10 protein-coding genes are annotated in these 18,316 nt (G+C 71.2%); 5 read left to right on the forward strand and 5 right to left on the reverse strand.

Translation table 11 applies throughout. The features are described from left to right. Positions 1–19: 19 nt before the first annotated feature. From NRF20_RS37790 to gcvPA, 3 genes are read right to left on the reverse strand one after another with little or no spacing between them, the layout of a single operon-like run. Complete coding sequence (locus NRF20_RS37790; protein WP_413754021.1) at positions 20–1,315, reverse strand: ATP-NAD kinase family protein; 1,296 nt, start codon at positions 1,313–1,315, stop codon at positions 20–22. Continuing rightward, a complete protein-coding gene (gene gcvPB / locus NRF20_RS37795; RefSeq protein ID WP_398630799.1) occupies positions 1,312–2,904 on the reverse strand; it encodes an aminomethyl-transferring glycine dehydrogenase subunit GcvPB in 1,593 nt (530 codons plus the stop codon). The genes NRF20_RS37790 and gcvPB overlap by 4 nt, the downstream gene beginning before the upstream one ends. Then, the gene (gcvPA, locus tag NRF20_RS37800) at positions 2,901–4,292 is read right to left on the reverse strand and encodes an aminomethyl-transferring glycine dehydrogenase subunit GcvPA (protein ID WP_413754022.1); all 1,392 of its coding nucleotides are present in this window, start codon (positions 4,290–4,292) and stop codon (positions 2,901–2,903) included. The genes gcvPB and gcvPA overlap by 4 nt, the downstream gene beginning before the upstream one ends. A gap of 145 nt (positions 4,293–4,437) precedes the next feature. Here gcvPA and NRF20_RS37805 point away from each other — a divergent pair, with 145 nt between their 5' ends. From NRF20_RS37805 to NRF20_RS37825, 5 genes are read left to right on the forward strand one after another with little or no spacing between them, the layout of a single operon-like run. Then, positions 4,438–5,775: an ABC transporter substrate-binding protein gene (locus NRF20_RS37805; protein WP_413754023.1), complete on the forward strand. Its 1,338-nt coding sequence runs from the start codon at positions 4,438–4,440 to the stop codon at positions 5,773–5,775. 4 nt (positions 5,776–5,779) lie between these two features. Then, positions 5,780–6,706 carry a carbohydrate ABC transporter permease gene (locus NRF20_RS37810; protein WP_413754024.1) on the forward strand — a complete coding sequence of 309 codons (927 nt, stop codon included), beginning with the start codon at positions 5,780–5,782 and terminating at the stop codon, positions 6,704–6,706. Next, the gene (locus tag NRF20_RS37815) at positions 6,703–7,560 is read left to right on the forward strand and encodes a carbohydrate ABC transporter permease (RefSeq protein ID WP_398630803.1); all 858 of its coding nucleotides are present in this window, start codon (positions 6,703–6,705) and stop codon (positions 7,558–7,560) included. Before NRF20_RS37810 ends, NRF20_RS37815 begins: the two co-directional genes overlap by 4 nt. Then, the gene (locus NRF20_RS37820; protein ID WP_413754025.1) at positions 7,557–9,590 is read left to right on the forward strand and encodes a beta-galactosidase; all 2,034 of its coding nucleotides are present in this window, start codon (positions 7,557–7,559) and stop codon (positions 9,588–9,590) included. The genes NRF20_RS37815 and NRF20_RS37820 overlap by 4 nt, the downstream gene beginning before the upstream one ends. Beyond that, positions 9,587–11,767, forward strand: a complete 2,181-nt coding sequence (locus NRF20_RS37825) for an MGH1-like glycoside hydrolase domain-containing protein (protein WP_413754026.1) — start codon at positions 9,587–9,589, stop codon at positions 11,765–11,767. Before NRF20_RS37820 ends, NRF20_RS37825 begins: the two co-directional genes overlap by 4 nt. 417 nt (positions 11,768–12,184) lie before the next feature. On the opposite strand, the gene NRF20_RS37830 is transcribed toward NRF20_RS37825, so the two are convergent. Further along, positions 12,185–14,044, reverse strand: coding sequence for an APC family permease (locus NRF20_RS37830; RefSeq protein WP_413754027.1), 1,860 nt, complete (start codon positions 14,042–14,044; stop codon positions 12,185–12,187). Between the two features lie 180 nt (positions 14,045–14,224). Further along, positions 14,225–18,310: a hypothetical protein gene (locus tag NRF20_RS37835; RefSeq protein ID WP_413754028.1), complete on the reverse strand. Its 4,086-nt coding sequence runs from the start codon at positions 18,308–18,310 to the stop codon at positions 14,225–14,227. Positions 18,311–18,316: the final 6 nt, after the last annotated feature.

The raw sequence follows: 18,316 nt of genomic DNA on the forward strand, positions 1-18,316 counted from the left end.
TGATGGGAGGCATGACGGGTCATCCGGCCAGGCGGTACAGCGATGTGCGCCGCCTGCCGGTGATGACGGGCAGGTGGCCGGACAGCTCCGCGTTGAGCGCGTCGTCGCCGGTGTCGAGGAGAAGAGGGCGGCCGCCGAGCGCGGCCAGTTTCTGTTCCGTGCACAGCACGAGCAGGCGCTCGCGGCCGCCCGCCGCGCGCAGGACGCGCGGTGAGATCTGCTGGTTGCCGCGGCCGAGGAGGAATCCCTGGCCGCCGATGGGGGAGAGGGCGATCCAGGCCGGGCCGACGGAGAGGAGCATGTCCTCGCCCGCGTCGCGGGCCACGATTCGCGGCCGGTGGCCGGGCCGCAGGCGGAGCACGTCGACCCCCGTGAGGGAGACGTCCGCGCCGAGCGTCGCCGCGACCGCCCGGGTGGTGCTGCCGGGGCCGAGCACGAGCAGCCCGTCCCCGACGCGCTCGGCGACGTCGGTCGCGATGCCGCCGACCGCCTCGGGCGCGGTGGCGGTGCTGCCGGTCTTGCGCTGCTGTACGCGGGCCGGTACGTCGGGAACGCGCAGCCACCCGAAGAGCTGTGAGGCGACGCGGCCCTTGCTCAGGGCGTCCTCGTCCCGGTCCATCACTTCGGCGTCCCGCAGTCGAACGGTGCTCCTGCGGGCGAGCCACGCCGCCGCGACCTCACCCGCGGCGCGCGGGCTGATGGCGAAGACGGCCGAGTGCATCTTCACGCCGGTCGGTACGCCGAGGACCGGGCAGGGCACGTCGGGGAGGGCGCCGAGCACGTCCCGCGCGGTGCCGTCGCCGCCGGCGAAGAGCAGGAGGTCGACGCCCTCGGCGACGACGGCCCGCACCGCGGCGGCCGTGTCCGCGGCCGAGGTGTCCCGCCCGGCGCCGGCGGCGTACACGACCCGACCCGCAAGCCCTGCGGCGGCGACGGAGTCAGCGCCCAGGGGACCGGCCGCGGTCACGACGAGGAGTCCGGAGCCAGGCGGGGGACCGACCGGAGCGGTGGCCGCCGCCCCGGCCTGCGTGTCGCTGAGCCCATCCGGCGCGGGATCCCCGGTGGCGTCGGCCCGGCGGCCGGGCACGGGGTGGGGTGTGCGCTCCCGCCCGTCCCACGCAGGACGCCCGACCCCTGCCAACTTCCCCGAACGCGCCGCAAGTTCACCCAAGGCCGCAGCGGCACGCGCCCCCGCCAAGGGGCGTGCGCCCAGCGAGAGTGCCACACGGGTCCGGTCCGGGCCGTCGGTACCGCCCAGGCCCACCCGGCCGCCGAGGCCGGCGACCGGGTTGACCACCAGGCCGATCCTCGTCACCGGCCGGCCTCACCGAGCACCTTGCGGCGGTAGGCGCGCCAGGAGACCGCCCAGGTCGCCGGGGAGTCCAGGGCTTCCGGGCGGACCCGGTGGATGGTCGAGCGGTGCGGCGCCGTTCGCACGGTCTCCGGGTCCTCGTACGCCTCACGGGCGATCTCCGCGAGGATCGCCGCGTACTCGTCGAGGTCGGCGCGCGTGTAGGACTCGGTCGGTTCCAGCGTCATGGGTTCCGGCACGACGTACGGGTGGTGGCTGGTCCAGTAGTGCGTACCGAAGTCCGCGGCACGCAGGCCGATGTCCTCGGAGTGCAGGCCGGTGTCCTCGTGGAGCTTCTCCCAGCTGTAGCGGACCTGCTCGACGCGCGGGCGCCCCGCCGCGTAGGGGATGGAGACGCCCGGGATCTGCCGGACCTTGTGGAGCAGGTAGTTGTTGTTGAGGACGGCCGTCTCCGCGGCGGCCCGCAGGCCCTGTGCGCCGAGCGACATGATCCAGGCGTAGGCACGGACCAGGTTCGGCACGACGCCGTAGAACGGCCGCATCTTGCCGACCGACTCGGGCCGGTCGTCGTCCAGGCGGTACACCGAACCGTCGAACTCGACGGTGGGGCGCGGCAGATACGGGGCGAGGTCCTCGGAGACCGCGCACGCACCCGCCGCCGGTCCGCCGCACGCGTGCGGCGTCGAGAACGTCTTGTGCAGATTGAAGTGGCACAGGTCGAAGCCCGCGTCCCGGGCGCGCGTGATGCCGAGGATGCCGTTCGCGTTGGCCTGGTCGTACGAGCACAGGCCGCCCGCCTCGTGCACGATCCGTACGAACTCCTCGATGCGCGGGTTGTAGATGCCCGTGTCCTCGGGGTTCGTGATGAGGAGCGCCGCCGTGCGCGGGCCGACCGCCGCCTTGAGGGCCTCGATGTCCGGGTAGCCGTCCGCGTCCGGGTGGAGCGTGATGACCTTGAAGCCCGCCGTCTTCGCGCAAGCCGCGTTCGACGGGTGGGAGAAGATCGTCGTGATGACCTCGTCGCGCTGCTCCAGCTCCCCGCGCGCGGCGAAGTAGGCGCGGATCATGGCGACGTTCGTGTAGATCGCGGCGGACCCGGCGCCCGGCTGGAGCGAGACCCGGTCCATGCCGGAGATCTCCTTCAGGAGCTGCTCCAGGCTGTGGATGATCCCGAGGACGCCCTGGACCGTGTCCTCGTCCTGGAGGGGGTGCAGCGCCGAGATCCGCGGGTCACGGACGAACTGGTCGTTGACCTTGGGGCTGTACTTCATGGTGCAGGTGCCCTGGCCGACGTCGATGTTGAGATCGGCGCCCAGATTCTCCTGCGACAGGCGCAAGTAGTGGCGCAGGACCTGTTGTTGGGACATCTCCGGCAGTGCGGGCGGCTCGGCGCGGCGCAGGGCGGCGGGTATCTCGGCCTTCCCGATGGACGGGTCCGGGACCGGTACGAGGACGCCTCGCTCGCCCGGCGAACCGAGCTCGAAGATCAGTTCCTCGTCCCAGGATGCCTGCTGGAAACGGCGGAGGCGCGGCTTGTCGGCGATGCGCGCCTCCTCGGGGGAGACGGACACGGGCGCGTGCGGGGCGGTCACTTGACGATCTCCTCCAGGGTTGCGGCGAGCCGGTCGATGTCGGCCTTGGTGTGGACTTCGGTGACGCAGTACGTGGCCTCGTGCCCGCCGGTCGGTACGCCGCCGAAGATGCCCCGCTCCTTCAGGCCGGTGCGGATCTCGGCGGCGGTCTTGCCGCCCGTGTAGCGGACGGTGAAGTCGGCGAAGTGCAGGGCGTCGCCGTACGGGACCTCGATGCCGGGCACCTCGGCGAGGCGCCTGCGGGCGTACGCGGTGAGCGCGAGGATCGTGTCGCCGATCTCCCGCATGCCCTGCGGTCCCATCAGCGCGAGATAGACCCCGGCACCGATGCCGTGCAGCGCGGCGGCCGTGCCGACCCACTCCTTGCCTTCCTCGCGCAACGCGAACGAGGTCCGCTCGTAGGCGACGTCGCCGAAGCCGTACTCGCCCTCGACGGTCGTCGGCACGAGGCCGAACAGGCGCGACGGGTACTCGGCGACCAGCGTCTCCTCGTCGCGCGTGGCGATGAAGCCCGCGTTGCCGCCGCCGAAGCTCTGGTGGAGGCCGAGCGGCTGGATGTCGCCGCACGCGATGTCGGCGCCGTGCGCGGAGGGCGGCGCGAGCACGCCGAGTGTGAGTGGATTGCAGCCCACGACGAACAACGCCCCTGCTTCGTGGGTCAGTTCGGCGAGGCGGGGCAGCGCTTCGTCGACGATGCCGAGCGCGGAGGGCGTGTCCGCGTACACCGCCGCCGTGTCGCCGGCGGCGAGCGCTTCACGCACCGCGTCGAGGTCGGCGCAGCCGGTGTCCGGGTCGACCGGGATCACCGTCACGTCGTGGTCGGGGCGTACGTAGTCACATATGCGGGAGAGCTTGTCGGCGTCGATCGCGGTGGCGACGAGCACGCGGCGGCGGCCCGTGATCCGGCCGGCCATGCGCAGGGCGGTTCCTGAGGCCTGGAAGCCGTCGTACACCGGGACGTTGACGATCTCGACGTCGAGCAGCTCGGCCATCATCGACTGGTACTCCCACAGTGCCTGGAAGCGGCCGTGGTCCTCGTAGGGCTCGCCCGCGTACGCCGTGAGGAACTCGCTGCGGTTGACCACCTCGTCCACGACCGCCGGTACGTGGTGCTGGTAACAGCCGGAGCCGAGAAAGCTGAGCGCCTGGCGCGTCGAGGTGTTGCGGCTGAGCAACTCCTCCATGTGGCGGGTGAGTTCGGCTTCCGAACGCAGCGGGGCCGGCAGGTCGAGGGGGCGGTGTAGCCGGATGCCGTCCGGGATGTCGGCGTAGAAGTCCTCGACGCTCGCCGCGCCGATCTCCTCGAGCATCGCCTGCCGCACGGCCGGGACCGCGTTCGGGATGTAGGGGTGGGTGTAGGGGGGGACGGATTCCTGGGGTGACGTCATGCCGCGCCTTTCGCGTGAGCCGACTCGGTCAGGTCAGTCATGAACCACAGCAACAAAAGTCTTTGGGTGTACACCTCTTGACGGCGGGCTCCGTCATTCAGTGTTCTGAATACAGCATTAGGCATTCAGGCTCCAGGAGGCAAGAGTGTCAACAAGGCCCACCCGGCGGGTTGTTCTGGCCACAGGTCTCGCGACCGCGGCATCGTCACTGGTCAGCGGATGTGCCATGGGCGGTGCGGGCGGCGGAGACGCCCGTGACATCGGCGGCAGTAGGGATGACGAAGGGGGCAAGGTCGGCGGAAAGATCACCGTCTGGTCGTGGGACGTGGCCGCCAAGGCCATGAAGCGACTCGCCCGCACCTTCGAGAAGCGTCACCCCGGCACCACCGTCGACATCGTCGACATCGGCTACGACAACGCCTACGACAAGATCACCGTGGGCCTGCGCGGCGGCTCGGGCCTCGCCGACGTCCTCACGATCGAGGGCAGCTACATGCCGCGCTACATCGGCAACTTCCCGAGCGGCTTCTACGACCTGACGAGCCTCGGCGGCCGCTACGGAGGCGACTTCGACCGCGCCGCGTGGCGCACCGTCACCGGGAAGGACAGCGCGGTCTTCGCCCTGCCCTGGGACATCGGCCCCTGCGCGCTCTACTACCGCGCGGACCACTTCCGCGCTGCCGGAGTCGACCCCAAGTCGCTGCTGACCTGGGACGACTACATAGCGGCGGGCGTCCGCATCAAGAAGGCCACCGGCCGCAAGCTGCTCATCATGGACTCCACGGACGCCGGGATCCTGCCGATGCTGCTCCAGCAGCAGGGCCAGTCCTACTTCAAGGGCGGCCGGGTCGCGGTCGACACCCCGGAGGCCGTCAAGGCCCTGACGCTGATGAAGACCCTGCACGACAAGGGTCTCGTCGACTACGAGAAGGGCTGGGACGGGCTCATCACCGGCACCAAGGAGGGCAAGGCCGCCACCACGCCCACCGCCGCCTGGTGGACGGGCACGCTCAGCGACGAGATGCCCGAGCTGAAGGGAAGGTTCGGGGTGGTGCCGCTGCCCGGATTCACCGCCGACGGCATCCGCACCTCGAACATCGGCGGCTCCACGCTCTGCGTCCCGGGGCAGAGCAAGAACCCCCGTCTGGCCTGGGCGTTCATCCAGTTCCTGCTCACCGTCAAGGCGAACCAGGTCTCCATGCTCAAGCACGAGGGCCTGTTCCCCGCCTATCTGCCCGCGCTCGACGACCCGTATCTGAGCGCGAAGCAGGAGTACTTCGGCGGACAGGCGGCCCTCGACGTGTTCGCCCGGCTCGCCCACAACATCCCGCCGGTCGAGAACAACAAGGACGACGCGAAGGCCTCCGACATCATGATCTCCGCCGTCACCGGCGTGATGCTCCGGGGCAAGGACCCGCGCGCCGCCCTGAACTCGGCCGCGCGGCAACTCGCCACGGCCACCGGCCGCGAAAGGGTGAAGTAGCCCGATGGCCGTCCACACCACCTACGACCGGCCGGTCGCCCCCGTCCGGGCCCCGGCCGGGGCACGCCGCAGGCGCCGACGCCCCACCGCCTGGATCTTCGCCGGACCCGCAGCCGCCCTCTTCGCGCTCTTCTTCGCCTATCCGCTGGGCGCGAGCCTCCTGCAGAGCTTCACCACCGAGGACGCCGGCGCCACCCACTGGGTCGGACTCGACCAGTACCGGCGCATGATCCACGACCCCGCGTTCCTGGAGTCCCTGTTCAACACCGGGACCATCCTCGTCGTGCAGGTCCCCGTGATGATCGGCCTGGCACTCGTCCTCGCCGTCCTGCTCAACCAGTCCTGGCTGCGCTTCCGCGGCACCTGGCGAGCGGTCTATTTCCTGCCCGCCGTCACCACACTCGTCGCGTACGCCGTCGTCTTCCAGGTCCTGCTCAAGACCGACGGCGGCCTCGTCAACCAGATACTCGGCGCCGTCGGCATCGGCCAGGCCGACTGGCTCAACAGCCCCACCTGGGCCCGCGTCTCGCTGATCGCATCCCTGACCTGGCGCTGGACCGGCTACAACGCCGTCATCCTGCTCGCCGGACTCCAGTCCATCGGCAAGGAGCAGTACGAGGCCGCCTCCATCGACGGCGCCACCACCCTCTCCACGTACACCCGAGTGATCCTGCCGCAGCTGCGCCCGGTCGTCCTGTTCTGCGTGATCACCTCCACCATCGGGACACTCCAGCTCTTCGACGAGAACTACGTCCTCACCCGTGGCGGCCCCGACGACGCGACCCTCACCCCGGTCGTCTACCTCTACAAAGTCGGCTTCCAGCAGTTCGACTTCGGCTACGCCGCCGCCATCGCCTGGGTCGTCGTGGCCCTCATCGCCGCGATCTCCGCCCTCCAGTACGTCGCCTTCGGAAGGGAGCGCCGCCGGTGACCGCCCTCCAGCAGGCCCCCGTACGTGTCCACCCGGCCCGGCGCGCCGGCCGCTACGCCGTACGCCTGTTCCTCGCGGCCGGCGCCGTCGTCAGCCTGGTGCCGTTCCTCTGGATGGCGATCGCCGCGACGCACTCCACGTCGGACCTGTTCCGCTCACCGCCGCCGCTCCTGCCCGGCGGCGCTCTGCTCGACAACCTCGCGCGGCTCCAGGACACCATCGGCTTCGGGAGGGTCCTCATCAACAGCGTCGGCATCGCCGTCGTGCACACCGTGCTCAGCTCGCTGATCTCCGCCATGTGCGGCTACGGTCTCGCCAAGTACCGTTTCCGTGGGCGGGGTCTGCTGCTCGGCGCCGTGCTCGCCACGATGATGATCCCGTTCCAGGTGCTGCTCGTGCCGCTGTTCCAGATGATGGCGAGCGTCGGCTGGATCGACTCCTACCAAGCGGTCGTCCTGCCGTTCCTGGCGAACTCCTTCGGAATCCTGCTGATGCGGCAGGGCTTCGTCGACTTCCCCGACGAGCTCCTCGAATCGGCCCGTATCGACGGCTCCGGCGAGCTGCGCACCTTCTACCAAGTCGTGCTGCCGTGCGTGCGCCCACAGCTCGGCGCCCTGGTCATCTTCACGTTCATGGCGCAGTGGAACAGTTTCATCTGGCCGCTGCTCATGCTCAACTCCGAGGACAAATACACCGTGCCCGTCGCTCTCAACACCCTCACGGGGCTCTCCCATGTCGACTACTCAGGACTGATGCTCGGCTCGCTCCTCGCCACCCTTCCCCTGATGGCCCTCTTCCTTCTCTTCCAGCGGCAGTTCGTGGCCGGACTCCTCGGCGGGGCGGTGAAGGGATGAGCCGCCTGACCCGCGTCCCGGGCATCCTTTACGGCGGTGACTACAACCCCGAACAGTGGCCCGAGGACGTCTGGGCCGAGGACGCCAAGCTGATGCGCGAGGCCGGCGTCACGATGGTGACCGTCGGTGTCTTCTCCTGGGCACGGCTCCAACCCGGTCCGGAAGCATGGGACTTCGCCTGGTTCGACCGGCTCCTCGACCTGCTGCACGCCCATGGCATCGCCGTCGACCTGGCCACCGCGACCGCGTCACCGCCCGCGTGGCTGGTCCGCGCCCACCCCGAGATCCTGCCGGTCACGGCCGATGGCGTACGCCTCGAATTCGGCTCGCGCCAGCACTACTGTCCGTCCTCGCCCGTGTACCGCGCCGCCGCCCTCCGCCTCACCCGAGCCCTCGCCGAACGCTACGCACACCATCCGGCCCTCGCTCTGTGGCACATCCACAACGAGTACGGCGACCATGTCACCGAGTGCTTCTGCGCGCGCTCCGCCGACCACTTCCGCGCCTGGCTCACCGACCGATACGGCACGATCGACGGCCTCAACCACGCCTGGGGCACGGCCTTCTGGTCGCAGCGGTACGGCACGTACGACGAGATCGAACCGCCGCGCACCGCTCCGGGGCCCGTCAACCCGACGCAGCTCCTGGACTGGCGGCGCTTCTGCTCCGACGCCCTCCTCGAATGTCACCGCGCCGAGCGCGAGGCACTCAGGGAACTCAGCCCGGACATCCCGGCCACCACCAACTTCATGTCGATGTTCAAGGCACTCGACTACTGGAAGTGGGCCGAGCACGAGGACCTCGTCTCCGACGACGCCTACCCCGACCCCGCCGACCCGCGCGCCCACGTCAACGCCTCCCTCAACTACGACCTGATGCGCTCCCTCAAGGGCGGCCGGCCCTGGCTGCTCCTCGAACAGGCGCCGTCCGCCGTCAGCTGGCGGCCGGTCAACGTCCCCAAGAAGCCCGGCCTGCAACGGCTCTGGTCCCTCCAGGCCCTGGCCCGCGGCGCCGACGGCATCATGTACTTCCAGTGGCGCGCCTCCCGCGCCGGCGCCGAGAAGTACCACAGCGCGCTGCTCCCGCACCGCGGCACCGCCTCCCGTGGCTGGCGCGAGACCGTGCGCTTCGGTGCCGAACTCGCCCGGCTCGGCGAAGTCACCGGCGCCACCACCCGGGCCGACGTGGCGATCGTCCTGGACTGGGACTCCTGGTGGGCCCTGGAGGCCGACGACCACCCCTCCGCCCGCATGCGCTGGCCCGACCTCCTGCGCCCCTGGTACGCGGCTCTCCACACCCGCGCCGTCACCGCCGACTTCGTGCCCCCGCACGCGGACCTCGACGGCTACCGGGCGGTGCTCGCACCCAACCTCCACCTTCTGCGGCCCGAGAACGCCGTACGCATCGCCGCCTACGTACACGGCGGCGGCCACCTCGTGTGCGGCCCCTTCAGCGGCGTCGTCGACGGCCACGACCACATCCACGACGGCGGCGCACCGGGACCGCTGCGCGACGTACTCGGCGTGTCCGTCGACGAGTTCTGGCCGATCCCCGACGGGGAGGCGGTGCGTCTCGACTCCGGTGCCGAGGCCACCCGGTGGAGCGAGTGGATCGAACCCGACGCCCCGGACACCGAGGTCGTCGACTCGTACGCGTCCGGAGAGCTCAGCGGCCGCCCCGCCGTCACCCGCCGCCCCCACGGCGCCGGCACCGCCTGGTACGTGAGCGCCCACCTCGGAGACGGCATCGCAGCCGTGCTCGACGACGTGCTGCGGGCAGCGGGCGTACGCCCCGTGCTCGACGTTCCCGAGGGAGTCGAGGCGACCGTGCGTTCCGGCACGCAGGGCACGTACCTCTTCGTCCTCAATCACAGCGACCACGACACGCGGACGCAACTGACCGGCCCCTACGCGGACGGCGGCACCGACCTGCTCACCGGAGCCGCCGTCCGCGACCACATCAGCCTCGGCCCGCTCGGCGCCGCAGTCCTGCGCATCGCCACCGACTCCCTTGGAGAGACCGACCAGTGACCAGACACCGGCCCCTGTGCGCCCTGACCGCACTCCTCCTCGCCGGCAGCGCCCTCGCCGTGCCGCAGACGGCCTCCGCCCATCCGCACCCGAAGCGACCCTCCTCGTACGCCGACGTCCTCGACCTGCACGGCACCCCCGCTGCCGCCCAGCCGGGCGACGACGAGGACAACAACCCCGTCACCGTCTTCGCCGACCAGGGAGCCTGGCACGCCTACGCCCTGCCGAAGACCGGCGACAAGGACGCCTACGGCGGCTTCTCCGGGCCCCTCTACATCGCACAGGAATACCCCTGGTGGCTCAGCAAGTCCTTCAGCCGCATCCGCCTCACCGAACACGGCCGCACCCTGGACCTGGCCGGGGGAGGCGTGCCACGCTTCACCTCTCTCCCAGGCCGGCTCCGACAGTCGTACGACCTCGGCCGCGGCCTGCGCCTCACCCTCGAACTCCGCTTCGCCACCGACCGCAGCGCCCTGGTGCGGGCCGAGGTCCGCAACACCGGCCCGGCGCCCCGCACGCTGGGTGCCGACTGGACGGGCAGCCTGTTGCGGCCCGCCGACCGGCCGATGCGCGACGCGCCCTCGCTGACCGCCACCGGCTCCGGAGTCGGCGTCGGCTTCGCGAAGGTCCGGGAGACCTGGGACTACCTGACCGACGGCACGGAACGCTTCGACGTCACGCACAAGGACGCCGTCCGCACGACGGTGGACGGCGACACGTACCGCACCGAGGCCGTGGAACCAGTGACCCTCGCGCCGGGCCGCTCGCACAGCTTCGACTGGACCGAGTCCTACACCTTCACCGCAGCCGAGCGCGCGAAGGAGAAGGCGAAGGTCCGTGACGTACTCGCACACCCCGATGCCGTCGTCTCCGCCTCCGACGCGCGCTGGCGGGGCTATGTCGCCGGGGTGACCCAGGGCGTGCCGGCGGATCGGCGGCGCACGGCCGTGAAGTCGCTGGAGACCCTCGTCACCAACTGGCGAGGCGCGGCAGGGCAGATCAAACACGACGGCATCACTCCGTCGATCTCCTACAAGTGGTTCACCGGTGGCATCTGGGCCTGGGACACCTGGAAGCAGGCTGTGGGCACGGCACGCTTCGCGCCCGAGCTGGCCGAGTCGCAGATCCGCGCCATGTTCGACTGGCAGATAGGCCCCGACTCCGCTACCCGCCCGCAGGATGCCGGGATGATCCCCGACGTCATCTTCTACAACGACCCCTCGCGCGGCGGCGGCAACTGGAACGAGCGCAACTCCAAGCCCCCGCTGGCCGCCTGGGCAGTCTGGGAGGTGTACGCGAAGACCGGGGACAAGGCCTTCCTGCGCGAGATGTACCCGAAACTCACCGCCTACCAGGCCTGGTGGTACCGCAACCGCGACCACGACCACGACGGCCTCGCCGAGTACGGCGCCACCGCCGACCCCGCCAACAACTCGCCCGAAGAGCGGCGGCTCGCCGCGGCCTGGGAGAGCGGCATGGACAACGCGCCCCGCTTCGACGCCGCCCTCGGCACCGACATCGTCACCAACCGAGCGGCCGACGGCACACTCCTCGGCTACTCCCTCAACCAGGAGTCCGTCGACCTGAACTCCTATCTCGCCGCCGACCAGCGCTACTTGGCGCGCATCGCGGGCACGCTGGGCCGCGGCGCCGACGCCAAACGGTGGAAGCAGCGGTCCGCCGCCACGACCGCCGCCGTCCGCGCGACGATGTACGACCCCGCGGACGGCTGGTTCCATGACACCGCGCTCGACACCGGCGCACCGCTCACGGCCCGCGGCCGCGGCATCGAGGGGGCCGTCCCGCTGTGGACCGGCACAGCGTCCGAGGCGCAGGCCCGTGCCGTGCGCGACAAGCTGACGGACCCGGGGGAGTTCGCCACCACCGTCCCGTTCCCGACCGTGGCGAAGAGCTCCCCCTACTTCTCGCCGACCGCGTACTGGCGCGGCCCCGTCTGGCTCGACCAGGCATACTTCGCCCTCGGCGGCCTGCGCCGCTACGGCTACGCCAAGGATGCGGACGCCCTGACGAACCAGCTCCTCAACCACGCGTCGGGCCTCGCGGGCAACGGACCGATCATGGAGAACTACGACCCCACCACAGGGGCGCCGCTCAACGCGCCCAACTTCAGCTGGTCCGCGGCGCTGCTGCTGCCGATGCTGACAGGAGAGCAGTAGGAGGCAGGCGGCCGCCGTTCGCTGCGCACGGGGCGCCGCTCGGCGGGCGCCCCGGTGCGTGAACTGCTGCTGTCCCGTCCCGGGACGCCACCGCCACCTACGCCGCATCCTCACCGAAGACCCGCAGCTCGACCCCGTTCTCGTGGCGGAAGTACTGCGGGTGGACGGAGTCGAAACTGTCTGCGTCGAGGCCTTCCGTCTCGGCCGGCCCTGTCGCGAAAACACACTGCGTCGAGTCGGCCGGGCGGTGAGTTCCTGCGCACCGGACGCGTAGTTGATGTACTACACGGTGTGACCCCGGGCGTGGTGGTTCTTTCCTCACGCAGACCGGCCGGGGCGGAGTCGAATGACCTTTCTCCGGAAAGGGCGACCGCGACAACCGCCGCGGCACGTCGTCCTTCACAGTCGTGCAGCCGCTCACACCTTCAGGGGCGGATCCAACAGCCGGAACCGCAGTCGGCAGATCACCGCGTCCGTCTCGTGGCGAACGGCGTGCGCGACGACCGCGCCTCGCTGGTTCTGCAGCAGCCGCTGCCACATGTGGGCCGGTTCCGCCTCGGGGATGAGCACGGTGATCCGTACGCCCGGATCAGCGGCCGCCGCCTCGCGTACATACGCGGCGACCGGGCGGCCGACCGAACGGCGCTGCGAGGTCACACGCACCAGAGGGACGCCCGGGTTCCACAGCGCCCAGTCCCGTTCCAGCGCTTCGGTCTGGACGCGGTCCTCGGCATCGGGGTGGCAGACCGTGACCGCGCGGACCTCGTCGCCGAGGGACACGGCGGCGGTGAGGGCCTCGCTGGTGAGCCGGGTGAGGGAGGAGACCGGTACCACGACCAGCGAGCGGTCGCGGTGCGGTGGCTCCGGGATGCGGCCGACGCCCAGCCGCTCGCCGATCCTGGCGTACGCGCGGTGGACACACTCGAAGCCGGCGACCAGCAACGGCAGGGCGACCACGATCAGCCAGGCGCCGTCGTGGAACTTGGTGGCCGTGACCACGACCGCGCCGACCGCGGTCAGGAGCGCGCCCAGACCGTTGAGCGCCGCCTTGCCCGCCCACTTGGGCCCGCGCACACCGCGCCAGTGGATGACCATCCCGGTCTGGGCGATGGTGAAGCCGACGAAGACGCCGATCGCGAAGAGCGGGACGAGGGTATTGGTGTCGCCCCCGGAGAAGACCAGCAGCGCGGCGGATACGGCCGCGAGCGTGAGGACTCCGTGGCGGTGGACCTGCCGGTCGGCCTTGAGCCCGAAGACATGCGGCAGGTAGTTGTCGCGGGCCAGCAGCTTGAGCAGCACCGGCAGACCGCCGAACGACGTGTTCGCGGAGAGTGCCAGCAGCACCATGGTGGCGAACTGGACGACATAGAAGGCGAGATGGTGCCCGAAGGACGCGTCGGCGAGCTGAGCCAGCACGGTGACGCCCTCGACCGGCTGCAGCCCGAACCGGGAGATCAGCACGGACAGACCGATCAGCATCACACCCAGCAGTGCACCGAGTGCGACCTCCGCGCGCTGGGCGCGGCGGACGGCCGGGGCACGGAAGGACGGAACGGCGTTGGCGATCGCCTCCACACCGGTGAGCGCCGAACAGCCCGAGGCGAAGGCCTTGAGCAGGAGCAGCGCACCGACCGTGGTGGCGTTGCCGGCGAGTACGGAGGCATGGCCGGCGGCCGCCTCGGTGCTCACCGGCGCGGACCGGAAGAGACCTACTGCGATCAACGCCAGGATCGACCCGATGAACACCGCGGTCGGCACGACGAACACACGCGCGGAATCGACGATCCCGCGCAGATTCACTGCGGTGATCAGGACCAGCACGCCGAGACAGAGCCACAGCCGCTCGTCGTACAGACCGGGGAAGGCCGAAGTCAGCGCGGCCACTCCGGCGGTGACGGCGACCGCGACGTTGAGGACGTAATCCAGGACCAGCGAGGCGGCCGCGACGAGGCTGGTGCGGCGGCCGATGTGGGCCCTGGCGACCGCGTAGCTTCCGCCACCGTCCGGGAAGGCCGCGATGACCTGGCGGTACGAGGCCACGAGGACGGCCAGGAGGACGGCGATCGCCAGCGTGACGGGGAGCGTGAAGCCGAGCCCGTGGCCGCCGGCCGCTGCCAGGACCAGAACGATCGCCTCGGGCCCGTACGCCACCGAGGCCATTGCGTCGAGAGAGAGCGCGGCGAGGCCGGTGAGGGTGGTGAGCTTGTGGCGGGCCCCGGTATCGGGGGGTTCCTCGGCACTCGGTGCCGTACAGGGGTCTGAGGTCAGAAGAGACATGTGCTTCGCGGTCCTTTGATCGGGTCCGCTCAGGGTGTTCCCGCTTCCGGCCGGTGACGGCAGCCGATGGCGCGTTCTTGGCGCGAAACGGTGATCTCTTCACGCGTTCTTGACGAGGTGGTCGGGGCGACGAAAGCGGGGTGGTCGGGACGACGTCGACACGGGGAGGTCAGGACGGTGTCAATGCTGCCCCTGACCCCCGTAGGAACCACCGACCCGCAGCCGCACGGGACCCAGCAAACCGCTGACACGCTGGCCCGGGAAGACGAAGTGGGTCGGGCTCGTCGCGTCCAGGTGCGGTGCCAGCGTTCCGAACACGGTGATGTCGAGGGTATTGGCGCCGGGCCCGACCAGACCTGTCAGATCGAAGACGTACGGCGAGCACACGCGCACCCCCGCGGCGACGCCACCGACTCGCACCTCCGCCGTCCCGCGGACCCGTCCGAGGTCGAGCGACACATGCCCGACATCGGCGGGCACGGTCACCACCCGGCGGTACCGCACACCGCCGCTGTACTCGGCGAGGCCGTGCGTCTCCCAGTCGCCGACGCGAATCCGCCCGGGCCCCACTTCACAGCGCACGGGACCGGCCAGCGCGGCGCCACCCTCGTACCCGGGGCGCGTCCGCACGCGCAGGGCCGCGGTCCGGGGCCCGGAGGGGTCACCGGCCGAAAGGCCGACGGTCACGGTCAGTACGTCCCGCGCGTCGACGGTGGTGACGGACCCGGTGCACTCGGAGCCGTCCACGAAGACAGTCGTCTCGCCGCGCACGAGCGCAGTCAACCGGGCGGCGCCCGGAGGCAGTTCGCACCACAGCCACTCCACCGCGCCCCGGCGCCCCGGGACCGCGAACCGGACCGGCACCACCGTGCCGTCGTCCGCGGTCGGCTCCAGCCAGGCGGCGCCCGGCAGCGGATGAGGGCGGCGGCGCAGATGCAGGGCGGCCGGGTCACCCACCGGCTCGCGACGTACCGCGACCGGCACACGCCCCTCCGCGCTCTCGGCCCACCAGCGGGCGTCGCTGTGCAGGGTCGCGACACGGTTGCCGTTCCCGTCGTCGAAAACCGCATCCACCAGGACCGCGCGGTCGCCGCCCCCGGACGTCTCCACCGTGATGTCGTTGTCACCGATGCGCAGGGCCACCGCCACGTCATGCCGCCGCACGCGCGGGATCGCGTGTTCGGCGTACGGGTCGAATCCGCCCTGCCTGCCCACCACTTGTCCATTGACGCGCAGTACGCAGGGCACGCGCGCGGCCACCTGGACGACGGCCCGGACGGGGAGGGCCGAGAGATACAGCGCCGTGCCCATCGTCCCGGAGGCATGAATCCATTCCGGACGCCGGTAGCGCTCCGGATCGCGTACGAGCGCCACATGCGCGCGCAGATCACAGTCCTGATCAGGTGTCAGCTCCAGTTCGAGCAGACGGCGGCCCGCTGCCACTCCTACCGGGCCCATCGCAAGGTGGCCCCCGTCGTCCAGGGCGACGGGGGCCCCGTCGAGCCGGGCCCGCTTCGCCGCCGCGGCCCCGATAGCGAGGTGTCCGTCGAAGGCCTCGTCGAGGTGCAGTTCCATGCGCAGCCGTACCAGCTCTTCGGCGGCGGTGGGGCCGATGTGTACGAACTCCTCCGGCACATGACCCTTGGGCCCCAGAACGGCGCGGTGGATCGGGTCCTTGTACACGCCCAGGGTGTCGGACCATTCGAGGGCCGACGGGACGTCGTGGCCGGGGCCGTCGCCGAGCAGGACCGCGTGTGGGCCGAACGTCGCGTGGACCGTGGCCGCGACCGGCTCATCGGCACGGTCCGGCACGGCCCATCCCTCGCGTACGCCATCCTCCCCGTCCTCTTCCACGCGGTGCCGGAAGGTCCGGCATTCGGTGACGGCCGGGCCGGCGGGCGGGCCGGTCGCGGGGCGGGCGAAGTCGCCCCAGGTGTTGTCGAGGGTCGGCACGAGCGTCATGTCCCAGTCCGCGTCCGGAGGGATCTCGATGGTGGTGACGTCCGGTGCGGGTGTGCCGGGTGCGTCGGCCGCTATGGGCATGGCCGCCCCTCGGGTCCCCGCCGGAAAGACCAGCACCGCTGCGGGGCCCGTATCGAAGGGGACATCGACCTCCACGGCCCGGACGTCGTCATCGGCGGGCCGCACCGAAAGCGTCCGGGGAGCGCCGCCGAACGGATCCAGCAGGACCGCCGGGCCCACCACGTCCCGCACCCGCACCCGTGCGCCGCGCGCGTAGCGGTCCGGATCGAAGTCGTATCGGGCATCCAGCCAGCCCAGTGCGGCGCCCCGCTCGTCGGGGGCCGCGACGGCCGCCCGGGTTGCCCGTGGGGCGGCGGCGGTCAGGAACACCACCGTGGCGCCGCCCACACGGCGCGCGAGTGCGGGGACCGGGGCCCGGACCACCGGGTGCGCCCCAGCGAGCGCCGTGGCGAGCGAGTCGGACGGATCGTCCGTCATGGGGACGGCAATGGCCCGGCCGTCCGCGAAGCACGCGCGCAGCTCGGCAAGCACGGTCGCCGATGCGGGGCCGACGACGTGTTCGGGAAGGGTGCCGACCGCGATCAACGTCCCACCGGAGGTGGCGAATTCGATGAGTCGGCGTGCTGTTTCCCGTTCCAGGACGGTGCACGAGGGCAGCACGACCGTGGTGTACGCCTCGTCCGCGACCCTCAGCCGTACACCGCCGTCGGACGGAGCGATCCGGGCGCGCGCCAGGGACGCGTCGTCGATGACGTCGGCGTCGAGACCGAGACGGTCCATGATGCCCGGCCGGGTACGGAACCAGGCCATTTCACCGGTGAGTTGGAGATACGTCGACTGGGCCCGCGCCGCAGCATCCGTGACCCCGTCCAGAGCGGTACCGGCCTGGGCTGTGGTGGTGGGAAGCAGGATCGCGATGTCGCACAGGTGGTGGCCGAGGCTCAGGATCGCGCACAGCCGGGTCACGGCGTCGGCGAAGACGCGGTGGTGGTGCCAGTACGGCTGACGCCAGTCGGTTGCGGGTGGCGCCCACTCCCACCAGCCGCCCTTGGTCGTGTAGTAGACGGCATGCGGGTTGTAGAGGGTCGCGCCTGCGCGGAGCCACGGCAGCAGCCAGTCGAGGGTCTCCTCCGGTGTGCCGCCCCAGCCGGTGGAGTGGAAGGCCTCGATCCAGGTGCGGGGGCGGCCGTAGAGGTGGGCGAGCGAGGAATGGATGCGGGCGTCCCCGTGGTGGTCGGAGCCGGGGGCCGAGAACCAGCGGTGGGTGCGGGCGTAGTCGGCGTACAACTCCACGCCTGCGACGGGGTGTCCGGCACGGGCCGGGTCCTGCTGGTCGCAGCCGATGAGCAGGCCGTGGCGGTCGTGCCAGGCGGCCAGCGGCCGGAAGAACGCCTCCTCGGCCAGCTCGGCACGGGTCATCTGAAAGTCGCGCCGGACCCGGTGGGCGTCCGGATCCGTGCTGTCGTCGTACAGGGCGTCGAGCCGTGCAGTGATGTCGTACCCGCGAAGGCGCACGAAGGCGTCGGCGAAACCGGTGGACCAGGTGGGCAGGGAAGGCAGCTCGTCCTGGAACGAGCCGACGACGACGGTCCCGAGCCGGTCGCCGAGCCGGCGCTCGAACTCCCCGTGCACCCGGTCCAGCAGCGCTGCACACGCCCGAGTACCGAGGTAGTCGAAGCCGAGCGGCCTGTGATGATGGAGCGTCAGGCGCCAGCGTCCGGGACCCGGCGCCCGTACGACTCCGTCGGCCACCGCGACCGGGATTGCCGGGCCGACTGTCCGGCCGTCGGCGTCGACCGGTTCGGCGCGGCCCGCGAGCGGCCGGCCGTCCGGGGGGCACCGCAGTTCTCCGGTCCGTATCGCTGTGGAGTCGACGACGGCACGCAGACGGTCGAGCCGGCGTCCCGCGTGGGCGGGCTGTTCGTCGACGAGGCGCGCCTGGAGGTCGGCACCGGAGAAACCGAGCTGATCGTAGAACCACAGGCTGACGCCGAGTTCGCGGGCGTCGTCGCACACGCCGTCGAGCAGGGCCCACCACGCGTCGGACATGAAAGGCGGGTCGTCGGCGTCGGAACCGAACAGAGGGCCCGACGGCGCCAGGTTGAGGAGCACGAGGTTGTGCACCCCGCCCTCCGCGAACCGTTCCAGCTGCGCCCGCAGCCGCGCACGGTCGAGCCGTTCCCCGCTCCACCACCAGATGGCGGTGGGAGAGAAGGCACGCGGGGGCTGGGCGAGCACCGCCGCGATGCTCGGGGGGAGTGGTGGGTGCTCCGGGTGTGTCATGAGATG

Origin of the sequence: Streptomyces sp. R-74717 (genome assembly GCF_047305335.1) — a bacterium.
Lineage (GTDB): Bacteria > Actinomycetota > Actinomycetes > Streptomycetales > Streptomycetaceae > Streptomyces > Streptomyces atratus.